22 protein-coding genes are annotated in these 23,932 nt (G+C 65.3%); 18 read left to right on the top strand and 4 right to left on the bottom strand.

Annotated elements, in window-relative coordinates; all coding sequences use genetic code 11:
* Window positions 1–345 precede the first annotated feature (345 nt).
* The 5 genes from HAV22_RS08485 to rfbC all read left to right on the top strand — a co-directional run bounded on the left by HAV22_RS08485 (window position 346) and on the right by rfbC (window position 6,600).
* On the top strand, window positions 346–3,132 hold the full coding sequence (locus HAV22_RS08485; RefSeq protein WP_166858470.1) for a YjbH domain-containing protein: 2,787 nt from the start codon (window positions 346–348) through the stop codon (window positions 3,130–3,132).
* 71 nt (window positions 3,133–3,203) lie between these two features.
* Window positions 3,204–4,262 carry a dTDP-glucose 4,6-dehydratase gene (gene rfbB, locus HAV22_RS08480; RefSeq protein ID WP_166858468.1) on the top strand — a complete coding sequence of 353 codons (1,059 nt, stop codon included), beginning with the start codon at window positions 3,204–3,206 and terminating at the stop codon, window positions 4,260–4,262.
* Entirely contained in the window at window positions 4,263–5,150 is an 888-nt protein-coding gene (rfbD, locus tag HAV22_RS08475; protein WP_166858466.1) for a dTDP-4-dehydrorhamnose reductase, read from the top strand.
* Window positions 5,151–5,169: 19 nt separating this feature from the next.
* Complete coding sequence (gene rfbA, locus HAV22_RS08470; RefSeq protein WP_166858806.1) at window positions 5,170–6,039, top strand: glucose-1-phosphate thymidylyltransferase RfbA; 870 nt, start codon at window positions 5,170–5,172, stop codon at window positions 6,037–6,039.
* A 9-nt stretch (window positions 6,040–6,048) separates the two neighbouring features.
* Window positions 6,049–6,600: a dTDP-4-dehydrorhamnose 3,5-epimerase gene (gene rfbC / locus HAV22_RS08465; RefSeq protein WP_166858463.1), complete on the top strand. Its 552-nt coding sequence runs from the start codon at window positions 6,049–6,051 to the stop codon at window positions 6,598–6,600.
* A 109-nt stretch (window positions 6,601–6,709) separates the two neighbouring features.
* On the opposite strand, the gene HAV22_RS08460 is transcribed toward rfbC, so the two are convergent.
* Window positions 6,710–7,018, bottom strand: a complete 309-nt coding sequence (locus HAV22_RS08460; protein WP_166858461.1) for a hypothetical protein — start codon at window positions 7,016–7,018, stop codon at window positions 6,710–6,712.
* A 358-nt stretch (window positions 7,019–7,376) separates the two neighbouring features.
* On the opposite strand from HAV22_RS08460, the gene flhB reads away from it, so the two are divergent.
* From flhB to HAV22_RS08415, 9 genes are all read left to right on the top strand, one after another.
* Window positions 7,377–8,558 carry a flagellar biosynthesis protein FlhB gene (gene flhB, locus HAV22_RS08455; RefSeq protein WP_166858459.1) on the top strand — a complete coding sequence of 394 codons (1,182 nt, stop codon included), beginning with the start codon at window positions 7,377–7,379 and terminating at the stop codon, window positions 8,556–8,558.
* Between the two features lie 194 nt (window positions 8,559–8,752).
* Window positions 8,753–10,882: a flagellar biosynthesis protein FlhA gene (gene flhA / locus HAV22_RS08450; protein ID WP_166858457.1), complete on the top strand. Its 2,130-nt coding sequence runs from the start codon at window positions 8,753–8,755 to the stop codon at window positions 10,880–10,882.
* 202 nt (window positions 10,883–11,084) lie between these two features.
* Window positions 11,085–12,554 carry a flagellar biosynthesis GTPase FlhF gene (gene flhF / locus HAV22_RS08445; RefSeq protein WP_166858455.1) on the top strand — a complete coding sequence of 490 codons (1,470 nt, stop codon included), beginning with the start codon at window positions 11,085–11,087 and terminating at the stop codon, window positions 12,552–12,554.
* Entirely contained in the window at window positions 12,547–13,353 is an 807-nt protein-coding gene (locus tag HAV22_RS08440; protein WP_166858804.1) for a MinD/ParA family ATP-binding protein, read from the top strand. The genes flhF and HAV22_RS08440 overlap by 8 nt, the downstream gene beginning before the upstream one ends.
* A gap of 30 nt (window positions 13,354–13,383) precedes the next feature.
* Window positions 13,384–14,103, top strand: a complete 720-nt coding sequence (locus HAV22_RS08435; protein WP_166858453.1) for an RNA polymerase sigma factor FliA — start codon at window positions 13,384–13,386, stop codon at window positions 14,101–14,103.
* Complete coding sequence (locus HAV22_RS08430) at window positions 14,094–14,837, top strand: flagellar motor protein (protein ID WP_166858451.1); 744 nt, start codon at window positions 14,094–14,096, stop codon at window positions 14,835–14,837. Before HAV22_RS08435 ends, HAV22_RS08430 begins: the two co-directional genes overlap by 10 nt.
* 10 nt (window positions 14,838–14,847) lie before the next feature.
* A complete protein-coding gene (motD, locus tag HAV22_RS08425) occupies window positions 14,848–15,582 on the top strand; it encodes a flagellar motor protein MotD (RefSeq protein WP_166858449.1) in 735 nt (244 codons plus the stop codon).
* 78 nt (window positions 15,583–15,660) lie between these two features.
* Window positions 15,661–16,071 carry a hypothetical protein gene (locus HAV22_RS08420; RefSeq protein ID WP_166858447.1) on the top strand — a complete coding sequence of 137 codons (411 nt, stop codon included), beginning with the start codon at window positions 15,661–15,663 and terminating at the stop codon, window positions 16,069–16,071.
* A gap of 337 nt (window positions 16,072–16,408) precedes the next feature.
* Window positions 16,409–18,856, top strand: coding sequence for a bifunctional diguanylate cyclase/phosphodiesterase (locus HAV22_RS08415; RefSeq protein WP_166858445.1), 2,448 nt, complete (start codon window positions 16,409–16,411; stop codon window positions 18,854–18,856).
* A gap of 94 nt (window positions 18,857–18,950) precedes the next feature.
* Here the strand turns inward: HAV22_RS08415 and HAV22_RS08410 are convergent, their stop codons facing one another.
* The 3 genes from HAV22_RS08410 to flgA all read right to left on the bottom strand — a co-directional run bounded on the left by HAV22_RS08410 (window position 18,951) and on the right by flgA (window position 20,606).
* Complete coding sequence (locus tag HAV22_RS08410; protein WP_166858442.1) at window positions 18,951–19,421, bottom strand: flagella synthesis protein FlgN; 471 nt, start codon at window positions 19,419–19,421, stop codon at window positions 18,951–18,953.
* A 7-nt stretch (window positions 19,422–19,428) separates the two neighbouring features.
* Window positions 19,429–19,737 carry a flagellar biosynthesis anti-sigma factor FlgM gene (flgM, locus tag HAV22_RS08405; RefSeq protein WP_166858440.1) on the bottom strand — a complete coding sequence of 103 codons (309 nt, stop codon included), beginning with the start codon at window positions 19,735–19,737 and terminating at the stop codon, window positions 19,429–19,431.
* A 170-nt stretch (window positions 19,738–19,907) separates the two neighbouring features.
* The gene (flgA, locus tag HAV22_RS08400; RefSeq protein WP_166858438.1) at window positions 19,908–20,606 is read right to left on the bottom strand and encodes a flagellar basal body P-ring formation chaperone FlgA; all 699 of its coding nucleotides are present in this window, start codon (window positions 20,604–20,606) and stop codon (window positions 19,908–19,910) included.
* A gap of 172 nt (window positions 20,607–20,778) precedes the next feature.
* On the opposite strand from flgA, the gene flgB reads away from it, so the two are divergent.
* The 4 genes from flgB to HAV22_RS08380 are packed head-to-tail and all read left to right on the top strand — an operon-like array spanning window position 20,779 to window position 23,931.
* Window positions 20,779–21,207 carry a flagellar basal body rod protein FlgB gene (flgB, locus tag HAV22_RS08395; RefSeq protein ID WP_166858436.1) on the top strand — a complete coding sequence of 143 codons (429 nt, stop codon included), beginning with the start codon at window positions 20,779–20,781 and terminating at the stop codon, window positions 21,205–21,207.
* 2 nt (window positions 21,208–21,209) lie between these two features.
* Window positions 21,210–21,608 (top strand): flagellar basal body rod protein FlgC, encoded by a 399-nt coding sequence (gene flgC / locus HAV22_RS08390; protein ID WP_166858434.1) that lies wholly within the window; start codon window positions 21,210–21,212, stop codon window positions 21,606–21,608.
* Window positions 21,609–21,642: 34 nt separating this feature from the next.
* On the top strand, window positions 21,643–22,350 hold the full coding sequence (locus HAV22_RS08385; protein WP_166858432.1) for a flagellar hook assembly protein FlgD: 708 nt from the start codon (window positions 21,643–21,645) through the stop codon (window positions 22,348–22,350).
* Between the two features lie 54 nt (window positions 22,351–22,404).
* The gene (locus HAV22_RS08380) at window positions 22,405–23,931 is read left to right on the top strand and encodes a flagellar hook protein FlgE (RefSeq protein WP_166858430.1); all 1,527 of its coding nucleotides are present in this window, start codon (window positions 22,405–22,407) and stop codon (window positions 23,929–23,931) included.
* Window position 23,932: the final 1 nt, after the last annotated feature.

Genomic DNA, 23,932 nt, shown 5'->3' with positions numbered 1-23,932 from the left:
AGAGCAGTGAAAAAATATACCGCAGTGTCGGGTTATTCCGACGAAAACGTTCGCGAACGATGAAAGCATTCGCATTGATAGTAAGTAACTGTCTGTGATGTACGGACAGGAATGTCGAGTAATAGCAAGGCGTAAGTGCCTCGTGTTGTTCTGGCATCGAAAACATGCGCCATTGTCATTACGTGGCGGCGCTACGGTTGAGCGGTGGATACTCGGCGGCACGGATGCTAAAATCACTTCTTTTTCTGTCGGCGTGGCAACGTCGCGTCATGAAAGCGTTTGGTGCTAACTTACTTTAAGAAATCGGTCGGCTATACCTGGTGCGGATGCTTCCTCGCCAGTGCAATGCCCGCATTCGGAGCGACCCCCTCTTTGCAGGGGCAGTCGGGTTATATCAACATGCCCAGTGCAATCGTCGAGTCCGACGGGACCTTCAGTACCGGATTCAGTTACGATCAGCCGTATGGGAGCTTTTGGGTCGCGGCCACTGTGCTGCCGTTCCTGCAGGTCACTGGACGTTATGTTTCGGTAAGCGGCATACCTGGATTTCCTCTTTCGGAGGGTGATTACGGGAAAAACTATGGTCGCTACAAGGACAAGGTGGCCAATGTCAAGCTCCGAATTATGCAAGAGTCCGACTGGTTGCCTGCTGTTGCGGTGGGGGCGACCGACCTTCTTGGCACCGAGCTCTTCCGGGGCCGCTACGCCGTCGTGACGAAGACATTCGGCAGTCCCAAGAATCTGGAGGTCAGCGCCGGTTATGGTTTCCAGCGACCGGAAGGCGCGTTTGCCGGCGTGCGTTGGGCGCCGCTTTCGGTTCCCGGATTGGCCCTGGTGGCCGAATATGACGCAGTCGACTACGCCAAGGATTTTCGCGCGAGCGAAACTACTGCCCATGAGCACAGCAAAGGTCCCGTCGTAGGTGTTGAATACCGCTGGGGTTGGCTGGGTGCCCAGGTCGCGCGCCATCGGGACCATTTTAGTGGCAATGTCTTCGTCAGCATCCCGTTCTCTGAGCGCGAATTCGTTCCCAAGCTGTACGAGCCTGCGCCGTTCGATCCTAAGAAGGCGCCGCCGCGTGTAACTGCCGAAGAGTGGCAGCGCGAGGGTGGGCATGGCGCGGCGCTCGTGCAGGCGCTCGTCAAGCAGGACTTCAAAAATGTCCGCGTGGCGCTCGACGGGGATACGCTCGAGCTGGCTCTGACCAGCAGTCGCATTTCCAATCTCGGCCGGGCCGTAGGCCGCGCGGCGCGCACGGCACTGGCGTTCGCGCCGCAGGATACGCGTGCCATCCGGATCAGCTATTCGAAGCTCGAGCAACCCGTTGCAACCTATCAGTTCATGGACCTGCAACGCCTGTCCGACTACCTTACGGGCCTCGTCGATCGCGACACCTTCCTGCAGACCGTCGACATACGCTATGCGCGGCCCGACGACGAACTCGGCGAGGATGGGCAGGCCCTGTTGGCTGCTGTCCGTGGCGAAGACGATGGGCTTCGACTCCAAGCCGGTGCCGATGGCAACATCGTGCAGGTGGCCTCGGAAGACCGAGAGGCGAATCGCTTCAAGGTTGTCCCCAAGATTTCGATGTTCTTCAATGACCCAAGTGGTGCATTGCGATATGAACTGTGGGCAGCAGGCAGCTACGACCGGCGGCTGGCCCAGGGGCTGTACCTGAACAGCGACGTGAAGCTGACGTTGTACGAAACCGTGTCTGGTGTCACGCAGCCGTCCAACAGTCTGTTGCCCCACGTGCGTACCGACGTCGCCGACTACAAGCGCGGCGGCCGCTTCAAACTGAATCGCCTGATGCTCAACAAGTACATGATGCCGGCCGAACGGGTCTACGCCCGCGTGTCGGGCGGTTTGTATGAGGAAATGTACCGTGGCGTCGGTGGCCAAATGCTGTATCTGCCGAAAGACACTCGCTGGGCGGCCGATCTGACGGTCGATGCGCTGCAGCAGCGCGGCGTCAAGGGCTGGTTTGACAAGCGTGATTACAATACCGTCAGTGGCTTTGCTGCTTTGCACTATAAGCTGCCATACGATATTACTGCAACGGCACGCGCAGGCCGTTTCTTAGCCAAGGACAACGGAGTGCGCATGGAGTTCAAGCGCCGTTTCCCATCCGGCGTCGAGATCGGTGCATGGTATGCGAAGACGAGTGGCAAGGACATCACGAATCCCGGCACGCCGTCGAGCCCGTACCACGACAAGGGCGTATTCCTGTCGGTGCCGCTGAACATCATGCTCCCATTCGACAGCCAGAACACGGCCAGCGTCGCCCTGTCTCCGTGGACCCGCGACGTCGGCCAGATGGTCGCAAGCCCGGGCGACCTGTACGACATGATCGAACAGCCCCGCCGCGACATGACGACGTTCGACGGCCTCGGCAACTTCGCCGAGCGGCGCGACGAGCAGAATCTGCCGGCCGTGAATCCGCCCGTCAGCGCCATGCCGAATCTGTGGCCGATGTTCCGCATGCGCGTCGAGCAGTCCTTCAACACGGGGCCGACGCCGCCGGACTGGGCCAAAGGCGCAGCCGTCGGCGGTGGCGCCATCCTGGCCAGCGCACTGCTCGACAAGCCGGTCGATCGCTTTATGAAGAAGCATCAGGGATCGAGCGTCGCCCGTGCGTGGGACAATGTCAGCAAGGCGACGCCCCTCGTTTTCACCGGTATCGCCGCGGGGGCCGTGGCGTTTGGTGATGCACGCGTGCAAAACATTGGTATTATCTCGCTGGAATCGGTCGCCAGTGCCGCCGCCCTGTCGATCACGGCGAAGCGTATCGCCGGCCGGGCGCGCCCCGACCAGGAAACGGGCCAGTGGAGCAAGGCGACGGACCGTTCGAATGCATCGTTCCCGTCCAACCATGCCACCGTGGCGTTTGCCGCGGTGACGCCGTTTGCCCAGGAGTACGATGCGCCATGGCTGTACGGCGTGGCGGCAGCCGGTTCGCTGGGTCGTACGGCAGGCCGCCAGCATTGGGTATCGGACGTCGTCGCCGGTAGCCTGCTCGGTATGGCCGTGGGCGGATGGCTGTGGCAGGCCCAGCGTACGGATACGCACTCGAGCTTTGCTGTCGCGCCTGGTCCGAAATCGGTCGGCGTGGCCTGGTTCGGGAATTACTGACAATCGGACGGAAGCGCCAGGCATGCCGGATGAGGCCGCGCCAGCGGCTTCCTGCCCAACCGGAGAAATACATGATCTTGACGACAGGCGGTGCCGGCTTCATTGGCAGTAACTTCGTGCTGGACTGGTGTGCCCTGGCCGACGAGCCGGTCATCAATCTCGACAAGCTGACCTATGCCGGCAACCTCGAGAACCTGGCAAGCCTGCGCGACAATCCGCGCCATGTTTTCGTCCATGGCGACATCGGCGACGTCGACCTCGTGCGACGCCTGCTGCGGGAACACCAGCCGCGGGCCGTCGTGAACTTCGCGGCCGAAAGCCACGTCGACCGCAGCATCCACGGCCCCGGCGAATTCATCCAGACGAATATCGTCGGCACGTTTCACTTGCTCGAAGCCGTGCGCGAGTACTGGGGCGCGCTGCCGGAGGAGGGCAAGGCCGCGTTCCGCTTCCTGCACGTGTCCACCGACGAAGTCTACGGCTCGCTCGGCAAGGACGACCCCGCGTTCCGCGAGACGAACCGCTACGAGCCGAACAGCCCATACTCCGCCAGCAAGGCGGCCAGCGATCATCTCGTGCGCGCCTACCATCACACGTACGGCCTGCCGGTACTGACCACCAATTGCTCGAACAATTATGGCCCGTATCACTTTCCGGAAAAGCTGATCCCCCTGTGCATCCACAATGCGCTGGCCGGCAAGCCGCTGCCGATCTACGGCGACGGCCAGCAGGTCCGCGACTGGCTGTACGTGAAAGACCATTGCTCGGCCATCCGCCGTGTGCTCGAGGCGGGCCGGCTGGGCGAGGTCTACAACGTCGGCGGCTGGAACGAGAAGGCGAACCTCGACGTCGTGCGCACGCTGTGCGCCATCCTCGACGAATTGCGTCCGCGCGCCGACGGCCAGTCGTACGCCACGCAGATCACGTTCGTGACGGACCGCCCGGGCCACGATCGGCGCTACGCGATCGATGCGACGAAGCTCGAGCGCGAGCTGGGGTGGAAGCCCGCCGAAACGTTCGAGACGGGCATCCGCAAGACCGTGCAGTGGTACCTCGACCACCAGGACTGGGTACAGCATGTGACGAGCGGAACCTACCGCGACTGGGTCGGCCAACAGTACGGTGCCTGAATGAAGATCCTCCTGACCGGCAAGAACGGCCAGCTCGGCTTCGAACTACAGCGCGCGCTGGCGCTACTCGGCGACGTCGTCGCCGTCGGCACAGAGGACTGCAACCTGGCCGACGCCGACGCGTTGCGCGAACTCGTGCGTCGCGTGGCGCCCGACGTGATCGTCAACCCGGCAGCCTACACGGCCGTCGACAAGGCCGAGTCGGACGAGGCGACGGCCCGCGCCGTCAACGCCGTCGCGCCTGCGATCCTGGGTGAAGAGGGCGCGAAGCTGGGCGCGTTCGTCCTGCATTATTCGACCGACTATGTGTTCGACGGCACGAAGCAGGGTGCCTACACGGAAGACGACGCACCGGCACCGCAAAGCGTCTACGGCTGTACGAAACTCGCGGGTGAGCAGGGCTTGGCCGCGGCAAATCCGCGCCACCTGATCCTGCGCACGAGCTGGGTCGTGGGCGCGCATGGCGGCAATTTTGCCAAGACGATGTTGCGCCAGGCGGGCGAGCGCGACAAGCTGACGGTCGTCGCGGACCAGTTCGGCGCGCCCACGTCGGCCGCGTTGCTGGCCGACGTCAGCGCCCACCTCGTGCGTGCGTACGCGCGCGCGGGCGCTGCCGATTTCCCCTACGGTACGTATCACGTGGCCGCCGGCGGAGAGACGAGCTGGCACGGCTATGCGCAATTCGTGATCGGCGAAGCGCTTGCCGCTGGCAAGGTTCTGAAGGCAACCGTCGACGCCGTCGCGCCGCTGTCCACCGACCAGTATCCGACCCCGGCCAAGCGGCCCCTCAATTCGCGGCTCGACACGACCCGTTTCCGCACGACGTTCGACCTGCGCCTGCCGCCCTGGCAGGAAGGCGTGCGTCACGTGCTTCGGCAAATTTTGTAAGAGGTAGCCAATGTCCACATTGAAGCGTAAAGGCATCATCCTGGCCGGCGGCTCCGGCACGCGGCTCTACCCCGTGACGCAGGCCGTCAGCAAGCAGTTGATGCCCGTCTACGACAAGCCGATGATCTACTATCCGCTCAGCACGCTGATGCTGAGCGGCATCCGCGACGTGCTCGTCATCAGCACGCCGCAGGACACGCCGCGTTTCGCCGAACTTCTTGGTGACGGCAGCCGCTGGGGCATGAGCATCCAGTATGCCGTGCAGCCCTCGCCAGACGGCTTGGCCCAGGCCTTCATCATCGGTAAGGATTTCGTCGGCAATGATCCGAGCGCGCTTGTGCTCGGTGACAATATCTTCTACGGCCACGACCTCGTGGGTCAGTTGAGTCGCGCCCACGAACGCACTGACAGCGCGACCGTGTTCGCTTACCACGTGCAGGATCCGGAGCGCTATGGCGTCGTCGAGTTCGATGCCGGGCAGCGCGCGCTGAGCATCGAAGAAAAGCCGAAGGTGCCGAAGTCCTCGTACGCCGTGACCGGGCTGTACTTCTACGACAACGACGTGTGCAATGTGGCGGCCGGCATCAAGCCGTCGGCGCGCGGCGAACTGGAGATCACGGACGTCAATCGCTGCTACCTGGAGCGGGGCAAGCTGAACGTCGAGATCATGGGCCGCGGCTACGCCTGGCTCGACACGGGCACCCACGACAGCCTGCTCGAGGCCGCGAGCTTCATCGCCACGCTGCAGAAGCGGCAGGGTTTGCAGGTGGCATGCCCCGAGGAGATCGCGTATCGCCAGGGCTGGATCGGCGCAGCCGATGTGCAGAATCTTGCGGCGCCGCTCGCCAAGAACGGCTACGGTGCCTACCTTCTCAACCTGTTGAAATAAGTCGACTCTATGCCGCTAACCGTTACGCCGACCGCCATACCCGATGTGTTGATGCTGGAGCCAAAAGTCTTTGGCGATGCACGCGGCTTCTTTTTCGAAAGCTTCAATGCCCGTGAATTCGCCCAGGCGACGGGACTCGACACGCAGTTCGTGCAGGACAATCACAGCAAGTCGGCCAACGGGGTACTCCGCGGTTTGCATTATCAGATTCACAATCCCCAAGGCAAACTGGTGCGAGTGGTGCAGGGGCGCGTGTTCGATGTCGCCGTCGACTTGCGCAAATCGTCGGCCACGTTCGGACGTTGGGTGGGCATGGAACTGAGTGCGGACAATTACCGCCAGGTCTGGGTACCGCCGGGATTCGCGCATGGCTTCGTCGTGCTGAGCGAGTCCGCGGAATTCCTCTATAAAACAACGGATTACTGGTATCCGGAGCACGAGCGAACCTTGCTGTGGAACGACCCGGCCATCGGCATCGATTGGCCCATCGACTTTGCGCCGCAGCTGGCGGCCAAGGACCAGACCGGCAAGCTGCTGGCGCAGGCCGACGTGTTCGACTGAACCGATGCCGCGCGGCTGCGTGCTGCTTTTACAAAACAAAACGGCCGCTTTCGCGGCCGTTTTGTTTTGCAACGATCTGCAACGGAACGCGCAGGCGTCCCGAATGCGATCAGTGGTGCGTGGTGGTCGTATGGTTCGTGGTCGTGCCGTTGTCCGAAGCAGCGACGGCGACGGCAGCGACAGCGGTGCCGATGGCGATCAGCGTGCCGGTCGACATGCCGCCGATGGAGGTGCTGTTCAGGAAGCCACCCGAATTGGTGTTGGCAGTGGCGCCAGTGTCCGAACCGGTAGCGGAGGACGAGCCAGCTTGGGCCGATGCCGAGTTAGTACCTGCGGTGGCGCTGGTAGCGGCTTCTTGCGCGAATGCCTGGGCCGACAGCAGGCTCAGAATGGCGGTCGTGACGAGGAGTTTCTTCATTTTGTATCCTTTGTTCAATTAACGGGGCACCTGCAAATCGCAATGTTGCTAGACCATTATATAGCATTTGAACATTGCCTTGATTCATCAATGCCGACGGGAAAGCCAGCTCAGCCAAAAATGTGATTCTTTTCGACGTAAGCAATTTGCAATTTTGACAGAACGTGCCAGAGATTCCTACCACTTTTCCGCATTTTTGTTGCGTGTTCGCATAGTTTGCACCGAGGCGCGGGCGTTCAGGCCGCGATATGGGCCGTGTATTGCCGCCTTCTTCTTTTCTAGCTTCCGGGTAATGCCTGGGATAATGCAGCCTTGGACAATGTAGCTGTCTCCCGGACGGCCGGCAAGGAAGCGCACGATGGCAGAAGACAGCGACGCAGAACGGACCGAACCAGCGTCAGAGAAACGACTGAGGCAGGCGCGTGAAGACGGCGACATTCCCCGTTCGCGCGAAGTGGCCACGTTCACCGTGCTGATGACCGCCGGCGCCGGCCTGTGGATGATGGGTGGTGGTATCGTCAACACGCTGTCCACCACGCTGCAGCGCGGGCTCTCGCTCGACCGCGAACAGATCTACAACCCGAACGCCCTGATCGAACGCATCGGCGCGGACATCGCCGGCGTGCTCCTCGCGTGCCTGCCGCTGGCGGGCGCCGTCATGCTGATGATGCTGGCGTCGCCGCTGCTCATCGGCGGCTGGAACTTCAGTGCCAAGGCGTTCATGCCCAATTTCGGCAAACTGAATCCCATGCGGGGCCTGGGCAATATGGTGTCGACCAATGCGCTTATCGAATTGCTGAAGGCCGTCGCCAAGACGCTGCTCGTCGGCGCGGTGGCGTGGTTCGTCGTGCTGAGCCAGAAGGATGCCGTAATCGGCCTCGTCGCCGAACCGTTCGGCACCGCCGCGCCGCACTTGGGCGGCCTCATCGCCAAGGCGTTCCTGACCATGGTCGGCGCGTTGGGCGCCATCGCCATCCTCGACGGTCCGTACCAGATGTGGCATCACGCCGATAAGCTCAAGATGACGCGCCAGGAAGTCATCCAGGAATCGAAGGAATCGGACGGCAACCCGCAGATCAAGGGCAAGATCCGCCAGCTGCAGCGCGAAATGGCGCGCAAGCGCATGATGGCCAACGTGCCGACGGCCGACGTCGTCGTCACGAACCCGACCCATTTCGCCGTCGCGCTGAAGTATGGGGAAGGGCAGCGGGGCGCGCCGCGCGTGGTCGCCAAGGGTACCGACGAGGTCGCGGCGAAGATCCGCGAGCTCGCGAAGGAACACAAGGTCGCCATGCTGGAAGCGCCGGCGCTGGCCCGTGCGCTGTACAAGCACACGGACATCGACGACGAGATCCCGGAAGCGCTGTACTCAGCCGTGGCGGAAGTGCTGGCCTACGTCTACCAGCTGCGCGCCTACAGCAAGGGCACGCTCGACCAGTATCCGGACCGTCCGCAGCGGCTCCAGGTCCCGCCCGAGATGGACCCGTTCAACCCTGCTTCGCAAAAAGCAGGCAACCGTCCCGGCACCGGCACGCATTGACGGGCAGGAAAGGCCGGCGCACCGCGGTGCGCTAGCCTTTTTCGTTTACAGGGCGAAATGCACCGTATTTGCCTGTCTGCTTCCCGCATGGTCGATACCGCGCTCCGGCAATAATGTTGTATCTGGGCAAGTGATCCATCGGATGCGATGGCGTCCTGGCCGGATCCACACATTTCATGGACGACGGAGCACGAATGAACGGTTTCAAATTGCCTCCCTGGCTGCAGAAGATCGGTGCGCGCGGCAACGCGTTGGCGGCGCCGATCCTGATCATCCTGCTGCTGGCAATGATGATCCTGCCGTTGCCGGCCTTCGCACTGGACCTGTTCTTCAGCTTCAACATCGCGATGTCCGTGATCGTGCTGCTGACCGCGTTGTACACGGTCAAGCCGCTCGACTTCATGGCCTTCCCGGCCGTGCTGCTCGTGACCACGATGCTGCGCCTGTCGCTGAACGTGGCGTCGACGCGCGTCGTGCTGACCGAAGGCCACACGGGCGCCGCCGCGGCCGGCAAGGTGATCGAAGCGTTCGGCCACTTCCTGATCGGCGGCAATTACACGGTCGGCCTCGTCGTCTTCGTCATCCTGACGATCATCAACTTCACCGTCGTGACCAAAGGCGCGGGCCGTATCGCCGAGGTGGGCGCACGCTTCGCCCTGGACGCGATGCCCGGCAAGCAGATGGCGATCGACGCCGACCTGAACGCGGGCCTGATCGGCGAGCAGGATGCCAAGCTCCGTCGTGCCGAGGTGTCCCAAGAGGCCGAGTTCTACGGCGCGATGGACGGTGCGTCGAAATACGTGCGCGGCGACGCCGTGGCGGGCATCCTCGTCACCGTGATCAACGTCGTCGGCGGCCTCATCGTGGGCATGGTCCAGCACGACATGGGCTTTGCCGACGCGATCAAGAACTACACGCTGCTCGCCATCGGTGACGGTCTCGTCGCCCAGATCCCGTCGCTGATCATCTCGATCGCGGCCGGTATGGTCGTGTCGCGCGTGGCGAGCGACAAGGACGTGGGTTCCCAGGTCGTCGGCCAGTTGTTCGCGAAACCGGAAGTGCTGTACATCACGGGCGGCATCATCGGCGGCATGGGCTTGATCCCGGGCATGCCGAACCTCGTGTTCCTGCTGCTGGGCAGCTCGCTGTTCGGCGGCGGCTATCTGCTGGAGAAGCGCCGCAAGAACATGCCGCTGGAACAGCAGCAGGGCGCGGCAGGCGGTGGCGGCCCGGCGGGCACGCCCGGGGGCGGCGCGGCCGCGGCCACGACGCCGGCCGAGCAGGAAGAGGCGAGCTGGCAGGACGTCATGCCCGTCGACACGCTCGGCCTGGAAGTGGGCTACCGCCTGATCCCGCTCGTCGACAAGACGCAGAACGGCGACCTGTTGAAACGCATCAAGGGCATCCGCAAGAAATTCGCGCAGGAAGTCGGCTTCCTGGCGCCAGCCGTGCACATCCGCGACAACCTGGAGTTGAAACCGTCGGCCTACCGCATCACGCTGAAGGGCGTCGAAGTGGGCACCGGCGAGGCGATGAACGGCCAGTACCTGGCGATCAATCCGGGCATGGCGAGCGGCACGTTGCCGGGCCTCGTGACGACGGATCCTGCATTCGGCCTGCCGGCGATCTGGATCGACGCCGGCCTGAAGGACGATGCGCAGAGCATGGGCTATACGGTCGTCGATGCCAGCACCGTGATCGCCACCCACCTGAACCACCTGATCACGACGCACGCGTCGGAATTGCTGGGCCGCATGGAAGTGCAGGCGCTGCTCGACCACCTGGCCAAGGATGCTCCAAAGCTGGTCGAGGACCTGGTGCCGAAGGTCGTGTCGCTGTCGACCTTGCAGAAAGTGCTGCAGAACCTGCTGCAGGAAGGCGTGCACATCCGCGACATGCGCACGATCATCGAGACGCTGTCGGAGCACGGCGGCAGCGCGCAGGACCCGACCGATCTGACGTCGCTGGTGCGTGTCGCACTGGGCCGCGCCATCGTGCAGCAACTGTTCCCCGGAACGAACGAATTGTCCGTCATGACGCTGGACAACCGCCTGGAACGCCTGCTCGTGCAAGCGCTGAACGCCGGCGGCGATGGCACGGGCATCGAACCTGGCCTGGCCGACACGATTGTCCAGCAGGCCGCCAATGCGGCGCAGCAGCAAGAGGCGATGGGCCTGACGCCGGTCCTCCTCGTACCGGGACCGCTGCGCACGCTGTTGTCGCGGTTCCTGCGGCGGGCGTTGCCGCAGTTAAAGGTGTTGTCGCACTCGGAAATCCCCGAATCGAAGACGATCCGGGTCACCAGCCTCGTCGGCGCGGCGTAATCCCGGTCTGCGCCGCGGGAGCGGCGGGCAATCCACCCACGCGGGGTGGATTGCTGCTTCGAGGAAATAGGGCTTTTTCCCCTCCCTTTTCCCGTGATGGTTTCCCACTGGCATCGTCAATAATCCTATCAACGACGGGACTTTGTGCCCACCACACCGATAGCGATCCACGACAGAAGCCTGCAAGAGCGGAGAAATCAAGATGAACGTGAAGAAATTTACAGCGGCGACTTCCCGCGAGGCCCTGCGCAAAGTGCGCGAGGCCCTGGGCCCTGACGCGGTCATCCTGTCGAACCGCCCCGTCGACGGCGTGGTCGAGATCCTGGCGCTGGACAATGACGACGTCGCTTCGCTGGCGTCGCCGGCACCGGAATCGGAAATGGCCGCGCCGCGTCCGAACCTGCGCATGCAGGAACCGTCGTTCGACGATCTCGACGAACCGGCCCCGGCACCGGCCGCACGTCCGGCAGCCCGTCCGGCGCCGCGCCCGTTCCAGGAAGCGCCGGCACCGCGCGCTTTCCAGGAAGCCCCGGCCGCGCGCCAGCCGCTGAACCCGCTGTACGACATGGACGAGCCGGTCGTGCCGCCCACGTACGCCAACCGCCGTGCACCGCAGCCGCAACCGGAAGCGCCGGCCTTCGACATGGCCGCGATGACGGCGATGATGTCGGCCGCGATCGCCCAGGCCAAAGAGTCCGCCGCCGCCGAAATGCACGGCATGATGAACGAGATCCGCGCCATGCGCGGCATGATGGAAACGCAGCTGTCCGAACTGTCGTGGGGCAGCACCCAGCAGCGCGAGCCGCAGAAGGCCGCCGTGCTGCGCGAGATGCTGGCCGCCGGCTTTTCCGCGAGCCTGTCGCGCTACCTGATCGACAAGCTGCCGGCCGGCAAGGATGCCGCCGAGTCGCTGCGTTGGGTCAAGACGGTCCTGGCCCGCAACATCACGACGATGGCCGACGAGGATGCGATCCTCGACCGCGGCGGCGTGTTCGCGCTGGTCGGCCCGACCGGCGTCGGCAAGACGACGACGACCGCGAAGCTGGCCGCGCGCTGCGTGATGCGCCACGGTCCGGAAAAGCTGGCGCTGATCACGACGGACGCCTATCGTATCGGCGGCCACGAACAACTGCGCATCTACGGCAAGATCCTGGGCGTGATGGTGCACTCGGTGAAGGATGAGGCCGACCTGCGTATCGCCCTGAAGGAATTGCGCAACAAGCACACGGTGCTGATCGACACGATCGGCATGTCGCAGCGCGACCAGATGGTGACGGAGCAGGTTGCCATGCTGACGGAGTCCGGCGCCGACGTGAAGCGCCTGCTGTGCCTGAACGCGACGTCGACCAACGAGACGCTGAACGAAGTCGTGCGCGCCTACCAGGGCACGGGCCTGGCCGGTGCCATCATGACCAAGATGGACGAGGCCGCGTCGATCGGCAACGTGCTGGACGTGCTCGTGCGCCAGAAGCTGAACCTGCACTACATCTCGAACGGCCAGCGCGTGCCGGAAGACCTGCACCTGGCCGACCGCGCGATGCTCGTCGACCGCGCGTTCCGCACCAAGCGTGACGCGGCAAGCCAGATCGCCGACGCCGACCTGCCGCTGATGATGTCCGGCCTCGGCAACCTGAACAACGACCGTTCGCTGCGCGAGGTGTATGTTGGCTAGTTTCGACTTCGACCAGGCGGAGGGCCTGCGCCGGATGCTGGCGGGCCCCAAGCCGCGCATCGTGACCTTTCTTTCCGCCACGCCCGAGGATGACAAGGGCGCCATGCTCGTCAACCTGGGCGCCTCGCTGGCCCAGTCCGGCAACGACGTGATAATCGTCGACGCCTGCACGCGCGACTACGGCGTGGCCCAGCGCCTCGGCGTCGACCGCGGCCCGAGCCTGCAGCAGGTCGCGCGCCAGGAGTGCGCGCTGAACCAGGTGATCCATTCCGTGCCGCAGGGCTTTGCCGTCACGACGATGGCCCGTACGCCATCCGCGAGCGCGGACGAGGCGCGCCGGCTGGCCAAGACGTTCGACGTCCTCGTCAAGCAGGCCGGCAGCATCATCATGGTCGACGGCGAATTTTCGGCCGACGGCTCGTTCCCCGTACCGATCATGGCCTCGTCGGAGATCGTCGTGCAGGTGTCGACGAGCGCCACGTCGATCACGAACGCCTATGCGCTGATCAAGCGCCTGTCGCAGCACCTGGGCCGCCGTCCGTTCGGCATCCTCGTGACGGGCGCGACCGAGGCGGAGGCGAAGGTGGTATACGATAATATGTCATCTGCGGCAACTCGTTACCTGGCGGTAACGCTGACCTCGATGGGTTCCGTGCCGGCGGACGAGTACCTGCACCGCGCTGCGCGCCTCGGGCGTGCCGTCGTGGACGCATTCCCGCTGGCCGGTGCATCGGTGGCGTTCCGCCGCCTGGCCGGGCGCTTTTCGCGCACGGGCATGCAGCAGGGCCGGGCCGCTTGACGCGGCATTGATCAACCAAGCACTGGAACCATGTACACGGTCAAAGGGAAAGCGGACAAGAACTTCTTGCTGACGGAGCACATGCCGCTGGTGAAGCGTCTCGCCCACCAGATGAAGGCCAAGCTCCCGCCGTCCGTCGAAGTCGACGACCTGGTCCAGGCAGGCATGATCGGCCTGCTCGACGCGATCAACCGCTACGAGGAAAACCACGGCGCGCAGTTCGAGACGTATGCGGTGCTACGCATCCGCGGCGCCATGCTCGACGAGCTGCGCAGCAGCGACTGGATGCCGCGTTCCACCCGCGCCAATATGCGCAAGGTCGAGCAGGCCATGGCCACCTTGCAGCAGCAACTGGGCCGTCCGCCCAGCGAATCGGAAGTGGCGCAGTCGCTCAAGCTGCCGCTGGCCGAGTACCAGGAATTGCTGGGCGATTCCGGCGGCCACCAGCTCGTCTACTACGAAGATTTCCACGACGAGGACGGCAACGACAGCTTCCTCGACCGCTACGCCGTCGACGATGACGATCCCCTGAAGAGCCTGCTGGACACGGACTTCCGCCAGACCGTCATCGACGCGATCGACGCGTTGCCGCCGCGCGAGAAGATGCTGATGGGCCTGTATTACGAAGAGGAACTGAACCTCAAGGAGATCGGTGCCGTGATGGGTGTGTCGGAATCGCGCGTGTCGCAATTGCACACCCAGGCCGTGGCGCGCCTGCGTACCTATCTGCGGGAGCGCTCGTGGACCTGACCAGCCTGCTCGGTCTCGCGCTGGCGCTGGCCGGGATCTTCGTCGGGCACACGCTCGACGGCGGCAAGTTTTCCTCGCTGATCCAGCCCGCGGCCTTCGCCATCGTCGTCGTCGGCACGTTCGGCGCCGTGCTGCTGCAGACCAAGTCGCAGGCATTCGTGCGCGGCGTGCGCATGCTGCGCTGGGTGTTCGTGACGCCGCCCGACCGCCGCCAGGCGCTGGCCCGCGAGATCCACCTGTGGAGCCTGTCGGCGCGGCGCGACGGCTTGCTGTCGCTTGAGCAGTACATGTCGAAGTCCGATCCGTTCGTGCAGAAGGGCTTGCGCCTCGTCGTCGACGGCATCCAGCCGGACAAGCTGCGCAGCTTGTTGGATACGGAAATCAACAGCTACGAATTCCGCGAGCGCCAGGCCGCGCGCATCTGGGAATCGGCGGCCGGCTATGCGCCGACGGTGGGCATCCTCGGCGCCGTGCTGGGCCTGATCCACGTGATGGAAAACCTGTCCGACCCGTCGCGCCTGGGTGCCGGCATTGCCGTCGCGTTCGTGTCGACCGTGTACGGCGTGGGCCTCGCGAACCTGTTCTTCTACCCGGTCGGCAACAAGATCAAGGGCATCGTCGCCGAGCGTGTGGCCCAGTACGAGATCCTGACCGACGTCTTCCACGACATCGCCACGGGCGACTACACGCGCGTGATCGAAGAGCGCGTCGCCTGCCTGCTGGCGCATCACTGACAGGCCGTCCATGGCGCGCCGCAGACCGTACGAGCAGGACACCGAGAACCACGAACGCTGGCTCATTTCGTACGCCGATTTCATTACCTTGCTGTTCGCGTTCTTCGTCGTGATGTATGCGGTGTCGGTCGTGAACATCGGCAAGTATACGGTGCTGTCGGAAGCGCTCGGCGACGCCTTCGGCGGGCGCGGCGCCGCGAACCGGACGAATACGATGGTCGAGGTCGACACCTTGCCGCTGTCGAGCATCCTCGCCCACAAGCGGGCGGAGGCCGCCAAGCGCGACCGCGAGCGCCTCGACCTGCTGGCGAAAAAGCTCGACAGCATCCTGAAACCCCTCGTCAACAGCGGCAAGGTGCGCGTCACGCAGACGGCGCGCGGCATCACGCTCGAGATCAACGCCAGCGTCCTGTTCGACGAGGGCGACGCCGCGCTGACGCCGTCCGCGCAGGAGGTCTTGCGCACGGTCGCCGGGCTGCTGAAGGACGATCCGCACGGGATCGAGGTCGAAGGGTTCACGGACGACACGCCGATCGGCAACCCCGCGTTCGCGTCGAACTGGGAATTGTCGGCCGTGCGCGCGACGACCGTCGTGCGCCTGTTCGCGGCCAGCGGCGTGGCCGAGTCGCGCCTGGCCGCCGTCGGGCGCGGCGCCAACCGGCCCGTGGCGTCCAACGGCGATCCGGTCGGGCGGGCGCGCAACCGGCGCGTGGCCATCACCATCCTGTCCGGCGCCGGCGCGTAGCGGCCGCGCGTGCGCGCGGGGCGCGCACGGTACAATCGTTCCAACCCGACGGCGACGTCGATGGAACGAGGAGAGCAGATGAACCTGCATGCAAGCCTGAGCGTCGACGCGCGGCACGACAAGGTCTGGGTCACCTTCCGGGTGGAAAACCGCGGCGAGCGCCGCGTGTGGCTGCCGCGCGGGCTCGCCGCCGACACCCGGCCCGCCGGCCGCCTGTTCGACGTGCGCCTCCATCCGGGCGGGGTGGCGATCGCGTTCGTCGGCAGGGCTGCGCCCGGCGCCGCAGGCGCCGCGTCGGATTGGCTCGAGCTGCCGCCGCATTCCGCCCACACGCACACGGTCGACATCACGTCCGACTACGCGTTCCGCTCCGGCGACCACACCTACGAACTTCGTTACGCCGGCCTCGCGCTGGCCGACATCCACCAGCTTGACGCGACGACGCCCCTCGTCACCGACACCGTGATGTTCCGCCACATCGCGCCATGACCGTCTCGTCATCTTCGTTGCGATAACTTGCCGTAAGCAGGCAACTTGCTGCATTATCGCAACAGTTTAGCCAAGATGATAAAGTATTGCTCGATCTACATTTGATAAGTTGATATCATTTGTTGATTCTCTGAGTATGAATGTTTCACCTGAGAATCTACTTCACCCGGCCGCCGCGCGAGCGTACGGCACCTATGTTTCAGCACATGATTATCGAGCACGACAGCCCAGCCTTCCGCATGAGCGGATTCCGCACGACCGGTCCCGGCGCGCGTCCGGCGCCTGGCGCGGACCGGCCGCATGCGGGCGGGGTCGCATGAGGCGGCGTGCCCGCAAAATGCCGTCCACCGTGAGGCTGTCCGTCCTGACGGCGCTGCTGGCCGTGTTCATGGGCTGGCTCGTGCTGGGCCATGCGGCGCTGCTGCCGTGGGATCCGCGCTGGTACCTGACGGCGCATACGGCGATGGAAGTGTTCTCGGTCGTCGTCGCCATGCTCGTGTTTTCCACCGGCTGGCACGGCATCGGGCGCGACATGCCGATCCGCGTGGCGTTGCTGTCGCCCGCCGCGCTGGCGGTCGGCCTGCTCGACTTCGGCCACCTGATGTCCATGCCGGGCATGCCGGGCGTGGCGGGGCCGGGCGACGCGGGGCGGGGCATCGAATTCTGGCTGCTGGCCCGCGCCGTCAGTGCCGCCGCGCTGCTCGCGGCCGCATTTGCCCCGCGTGAACGGACCGTCGGCCGCCGCGTGCGCGGCTGGGCGGTGCTGGCCGCGCTCGCGCTCGCCGCGTTCGGCTACTGGCTCGCCGTGGCCGACCCGATGACATTGCCTGCGACGTATGTGCCGGGACGGGGGCTGACACCGTTCAAGATCGGTTGCGAGGTGGTGCTGATCGCGTTGAACGCGCTCGCCGCGCTGTTCCTGCTGCGCCGCGCGCTCGTTACGGGGCTGCGCACCGACCGCTACCTGGCCGCGACGGCCGCGGTGATGGCGCTGGGCGGCGTCAGTTTCGCGTCGTACGCACGGCCGGACGACGTCGTGAACCTGGTCGGCCACGTGTACAAGGTGATCGCCTACCTGTGTCTGCACCGCGCGATCTGGGTGGCGGCCGTGCAGGCGCCGTACCTGCGGCTGCAGCGGTCGGAACGTTCGCTGGCCGAGAGCGAAGCGGGCTTTCGCAGCCTGATGGAATGCGCGCCGGACGCCATCCTGCTGGTCGGCGGGGAGGGGCGCATCACGATGATGAATGCGCGCGCGGAAAGCCTGTTCGGCGTGCCGCGCGAGACGGCCGCCGGCCTGCTGCTGGACGTGCTCGTGCCGCCCGGTGCCGGCGACGCCGAGCTGGACTGCCGCCGCCTGTACGGCCCCGCCTTCCCGGCCGACGTGCGCCGTGCCGTCATGCCGGGCGGCCAGCAGGTCGCGATCGTGCGCGATTTGTCGGAGCGGCGCCGGCTTGAGCGGGCACTCGTCGAGCAGCTCACGCACGACGCCCTGACGGGCCTGCCGAACCGCAACCGCATCCTCGAGGCGCTGGACGAGGCGATCGCGTGCGCCCGGCACGACGGGCGCACGTTGGCCGTGCTCGTGTTTGACCTGCACGAGTTCCGCAAGATCAACAGCGGCTACGGCTATGCCGGCGGCGATGACGTGCTGCGCGAATGCGTCGTTCGGCTGTCCGGCGTGCTGGCTGGCGGCGACATGCTGGCGCGCCAGGGCGGCAACGAATTCATCGTCGTGCAGAAACACGCCGGCCAGGACGCCGCCACGGCGCTGGCCGAGCGCCTGCTGGAGGCCGTACGCGAGCCGTTCCTCGTCGGCGGGCAGCGCGTGTTCCTCGCGGCCAGCGTCGGCATCGCCCTGCTGCCGGACGGCCGCTGCTGCGCGCACGAACTGCTGCAGATGGCGCAGGTGGCGATGGCCGGGGCCCGCGCCGAGGGCCCGGCGCGGTATCGCTTCCACACGGACGCGATGGCGCTGGCGATCCGCGAGCGGGTCGACATGGAATCGCTGCTGCGCCACGCCATCGAGCGCAACCAGTTCGCACTGCAATACCAGCCGCGCGTCGAGCTGGCCAGCGGTGCCGTGCTGGGCGTCGAGGCCCTCGTGCGCTGGCGCCATCCGGTGCTGGGTCTCGTGCCGCCAGCGCGCTTCATCCCGCTGGCCGAGGAGACGGGCCTCATCGACGATATCGACATGTGGGTACTGGACGAAGCCTGCACGCGCGCGTCCGCGTGGCGCGCGCAGGGGCTGCCGCCGCTACGTGTTTCCGTCAACCTGTCGGCGCGCCAGTTCCAGCAGGCCGGCCTCGCGCAGCGCGTCCAGGCGGCGCTGGAGAAGAGCGGCCTGCCGCCGGGCTGCCTGGAGATCGAGATCACGGAAAGTACGGTGATGCGCGACACGGCCGAGGCGGCGAGCGTGTTGCGTTCACTGAAGGCGCTGGGCGTGGCGTTGTCGATCGACGACTTCGGCACCGGCTATTCCTCGCTCAGCTACCTGAAGCGCTTCCCCATCGACGTGCTGAAGATCGACCGCTCGTTCATCAGCGACGTGACGGTCGACGCGAACGACGCCGCGATCACGCGCGCGATCATCGCGCTGGCGCATACCTTGAACCTGGAGGCGGTGGCGGAGGGTGTCGAGACGGCCGAGCAGGTGGCGTTCCTGCGCGAGAACGGGTGCGACGAAATCCAGGGGTATTACTTCAGCCCGCCCGTGTGGCCGGAGCAGATCGAAGAATTGCTTGATCGTGGGGCGGGCACCGACGTGCCGTTGCGCACGACTGCATGATTTCGTAGGGTGGACTCCCCGAGCCCACGCGTGACGTTTGCGTCATGCCGGCGTTCGCGTGGGCACAGGGTGCCCACCCTACAGCTGACTGCGTTTAACCGACCACGAACCGGCGCGACGGCCCCGTCGACATGGTCTGCCCGCCCGGGCCGTAGACGCCGCCCGGATTGCCGCCCGGACCGCGCAATTCGCCCAGCGCGGCCTGCGTCTGGCCCAGCTGGCGGTTGACCAGCATGCCGTTGACGCGGTTGAGTTCCTTTGCTTCGCGGGTCAGGTCGAGCAGGCGGTTCCAGTCCGCGCGGTGCTCGTCGTTGCCGCCAACGGCCAGCCACGGCTCCATCCCCGTTTCGTCCGCGGGAAAACCGGCGGCGGCGAGGGCCTTGTGGCGTACGCGCGACAGGGTCGCGGCGCGCTGCGCCAGTTGCAGCTTGTTGGGGGTGATGGTCGAGAGGCCATCCGCATCCGCACTGATCAGGAGCTGTTGCTCGGTTTTCATCAGTTCCACGATGGAACCGATCACGTGCTGTTCGTCGCGCAGGGTTGCGCCGGGGGATGCTATGGCCATGGGTTATCTACTGTTTTCGGGAATGCAGCAGGTCGCGCACTGTATCCAGCAGGCCGTCCGCCACCTTCTCGGAATTGACGTGGAATTGGCCATCCGCGATGGCCGCCTTGATGCGTTCGACCTTCTTGCTGTCGAACACCTGGCTGGTGCTGCCACCAGCCGCGAGCGCCTGGCCTTGCGGGGACAGGCGCACGGTATCGGCTGCAGCGGGCGTGACCGTCTTCGCGGCGGCCGCGTCGCTGCTCTTCGCAGTCGTGGCCGGCGTGTTGTTGGCCTGAACGCCTGCGTTGCTCTTGAGTGTATCGTTGATTTTCACAGCATCATCCTTCTCAGGTCGGAGCAGAAAGCCCGGGATCTGCCTGAAGTAACGGCCATGTTGCCGAAAACTTTAGGGGACATCAAACAAATGCGGCCGGATGCCGTGTTTGAAAGTCCCATCAGGCCGGTTTCCCGCTGCCAGCGCCTCCCATGCCGCTCCATGCTGCCTTAAAACGCCACCTCGACCATCCCGCCGGCCCGCGCCGTGCCGCTGACGACCGAGCCGGACGGCGTGCGCACCTGCACGACCTGGCCGTCGCCCGCGTTGCCGATGGCCTTGCCTTCGGCCGATACCGAAAATCCATTGCCGTTCGACACGATGCGCACGGACTGGCCCTGTTGCACGACGGGCTTGCTGCGCAGCGTGTCGAGGCGCAGCGGCGTACCGGCTGCCAGCGACACGGTCGGCGCGCGGCCGATGGCCTGCGCCATGTCCGTGATGATGCCGTTCGGCATCGCGGCGATGTCGCCTTTTACCAACACGAGCTGGCTTTGCTCGATCGCCTGGCCCTGGGCCAGCGGCAGCGCGGCGGCGACGTATTCCGCCTGCACGTTCACCTGCGCCTGCACGAAGATGGTCCAGTTCGACGGCGCCGTGCAGCGCACGCCCACGGTCGTCTTGCCCCAGGCGCGCGCGCCCGGCTGCAGGAAGGCTTCCGGCGCGGGGCAGGCGGCCAGGGCCGTGCGGGCGTCGATCGCGCCCACCTTCACCGTCACGGTGCCGGGCAGGCCGGCCGTCTGCGTCTGCAGGAATTGCTCGACGACGGTGCGCAGGGTGTTGACGTTCTGACGACCGGCGGGCTGCGTCTGCGCGGCCGCCAGCGAGGCGGTTGCGGCGAGCAGGGCGATGAGGAGCGTGCGTTTCATAAATAAAAGGGCGTACGGTTTTTTGCGACGCTGCCATCTTAGGTCCGGTGCCGCCCGGTCGAAACTTTGAATAGCCGTGGTTTGGGTCTCTTTATTGCCCGATTGGAAGAGTTCGCCCGTCCGTATGATCCATCCTGTCCACCACCAGATGCCTGGCAACCACGGAGCAATCATGATCGGCAAACTCGACGACTACCTGCGCTTCAATGAAACGGCGCTCAGCCTGCGTTCGCAGCGCCAGGAATTGCTGGCGTCGAACATCGCCAACGCGGACACGCCGAACTTCAAGGCGCGCGACATCGATTTTTCCAGCGCCCTGCAGGGTGCGCTGGCCCGTGCGACGAACTCGGCGCCGCTGGCGACGACGGCCGGCGCGCATTTTCCGAACGCGCAGGCGGCCGCCGACGGCAAGACGCTGGCCGACGGTGCCACGCCCGTGCTGTACCGCACGGTGACGCAAGGTGCCGTCGATGGCAACACGGTCGACATGGATACGGAACGCACGCAGTTCGCCGACAACGCGCTGCGCTACGAAGCCGGCATCACGATGCTCAACCAGCAGATCCGCAATATGCTCGCAGCCATCCAGGGAGGCCAGTAATCATGTCCTTATTTAATGTCTTCAACGTGGCCGGCTCTGCGATGAGCGCTCAGGCCCAGCGCCTGAACACGACGGCCAGCAACCTCGCCAACGCCGACAGCGCGACGAGCGCCACGGGCCAGGCCTACCGCGCCAAGCAGGTCGTGTTCGAGGCCGTGCCGATGGAAAGCGGCACTGGCGTCAAGGTGCGCGAAGTGGTCGAGGACGCCTCGCCCTTGAAGCAGGTGTACGACCCCAAGAATCCGCTGGCCGACGACAAGGGCTATGTCTCGATGCCCAACGTGAACGTCGTCGACGAAATGGTCAACATGCTGTCGGCGTCGCGCTCGTACCAGACGAACGTCGAGACGATGAATGCCGCGAAGACCATGCTGCTCAAGACGCTGACCCTCGGCCAGTAATTCGATAACCGCTTACTCACACTGACACGCTCCCATGGCGACCGTAACCGATACCACCAGCACCCGCGCCACCGACTTGATGGCGACGATGAACGCGAAGAAACCGGGCAGCACCGACAGCGTCTCCGCCGACACCGACAAGTTCATGACCCTCCTGGTGACCCAGCTGCAGAACCAGGATCCGCTGAACCCGATGGACAACGCCCAGATGACGAGCCAGCTCGCGCAGCTGCAAACGGTGACGGGCGTGAACAAGTTGAACACCACGCTGGAATCGCTGAAGTCCAGCTACCAGAGCTCGGAAGCGATGCAGGCGACGAACCTGATCGGCCACGGCGTGCTCGTCGCGGGCAGCGGCGTCACGCTGGCCAGCGGCAAGGCCGTGCTGGGCGTGGAACTGGGCAGCGACGCCGACAACCTGAAGGTCGTCATCAGCGACGCCAAGGGCAACGACGTCGAGACGATGGACCTCGGTGCGCAGAAGGCCGGCGTGTTGCCGCTGGCGTGGAACGGCGTGCCCGATCCGACCAAGCTCGACAGCAGCGGCAAGCCCATCGCCCTGGCCGACGGCAACTACACGTTCAAGGTCGTGGCGACGCGCGGCGGCGCCAACCTCACGGATGCCAAGGGCCTGTCGTTCGACAGCGTCGCCAGCGTCACCACCAACAGTACCGATGGCGTCAAGGTGAACCTGTCCGGCAAGGGCACGCTCACGCTGGCCGACATCAAGGAAGTCTTGTAAGCGGCGCTTGCAGACCTCCCACCCAACGCATCGAACGAACAACAGGAGCACAACATGTCCTTCCAACAAGGCCTGAGCGGCTTGAACGGCGCCGCGAAATCGCTGGACGTCATCGGTAACAACATCGCCAACGCGAGCACCGTGGGCTTCAAGGGCTCGACGACGGAATTCGCCGACGTCTACGCGCGCTCGCTGAGCGGCGCCGGCGCGACGCAGGCCGGCATCGGCGTGAGCGTGGCGTCCGTCGCCCAGCAGTTCACGCAAGGTAATATCGAGACGACGGCGAACCCGCTCGACATCGCCATCAACGGCGGCGGCTTCTTCCGCACCGAGATGGGCGGCGCCATCCAGTACACCCGCAACGGCCAGTTCTCGCTGGACAAGAACGGCTTCATCGTGACGCCGCAAGGCGCCAACGTGACGGGCTATGGCGTGTCCGCGAACGGCCAGATCCTGGCCAGCACCCCGACGCCGCTGAAGATCAGCACGGTCGACATGAAACCGAACGCGACCACGAAGGTCGACACGTCGATCAACCTCGACTCGCGCGAGGCGACGCCCACCAATTTCCCGTTCAGCGCGAACGACGCGACCACGTACAACAAGCAGGTCCCCGTCAGCGTGTACGACACGCTGGGCAACGAGCACACGATGTCGCTGTACTACGTGAAGACGGGTTCGGGCACGTGGGACGTGTACGCCGGCGCCGATGGCACCGAGATCAGCAACGTCGGCGTGGAGAAGGCCGCCGGCAGCGACCCGACCGCGATGGCCGCGCGCGCCGCCTGGACGGCCGCCACGAAGGCGTCGCCCCAGGACCCGGCCGCCGTCGCCGCCGCGCTGTCCAGCTATGCCGCCGCGGCATCGACCGCCGTCACCACCGCGGCGGGCGCCGCCGGCGCCACCGCGGCCACCGTCACCGCCATCCAGTCCGCCGCCACGAGCTCGGGCGCCACGATCGGCTACACGCCGGACCAGGTCGACCGCGACATCGCGGCCGCCGTGTCTGTGCCGTCGAAGCCGATCGGTACGCTGAAGTTCGACTCGAACGGCGCGCTGTCGGCCCCGCTGATGTCGCCGCAGACGCTGCCGCTCGCCGTGTCGTTCCCCGTGTACCCGGCAACGGGCGCCAAGGAAACGCTGGCGATTAACGTCGGCTTCAACGGCAGCACCCAGTACGGCGCCGACACGAGCGAGAAACTGACGACGCAGGACGGCTTCACGGCCGGCCACCTGCAGCGCTTCTCGGCCGCGGCCGACGGCACCTTGCAGGGCCAGTACAGCAACGGCCAGACCCGGGCGCTGGGCCAGGTCGTCCTTGCCAACTTCACCAACTCGAACGGCCTGGAGCCGATCGGCAACAACTCGTGGACCGAGACGTCGGCGTCCGGCACGCCGCTGCTGGGCACGCCGGGCACAGGCGGCTTCGGCGTGCTGCAGTCGTCCGCGACGGAAAGCTCGAACGTCGACCTGACGGCCGAACTGGTCGACATGATTACCGCGCAGCGCGTCTACCAGGCCAATGCTCAGACGATCAAGACGCAGGACTCGGTGCTGCAGACGCTGGTGAGCCTGCGCTAAA

The sequence above is a fragment of the Telluria antibiotica genome, from assembly GCF_011682055.1.
GTDB classification, from domain to species: domain Bacteria; phylum Pseudomonadota; class Gammaproteobacteria; order Burkholderiales; family Burkholderiaceae_D; genus Telluria; species Telluria antibiotica.
The sequence above is the reverse complement of the archived record's forward strand: the minus strand, read 5'-3'. Positions and strand labels throughout refer to the sequence as shown.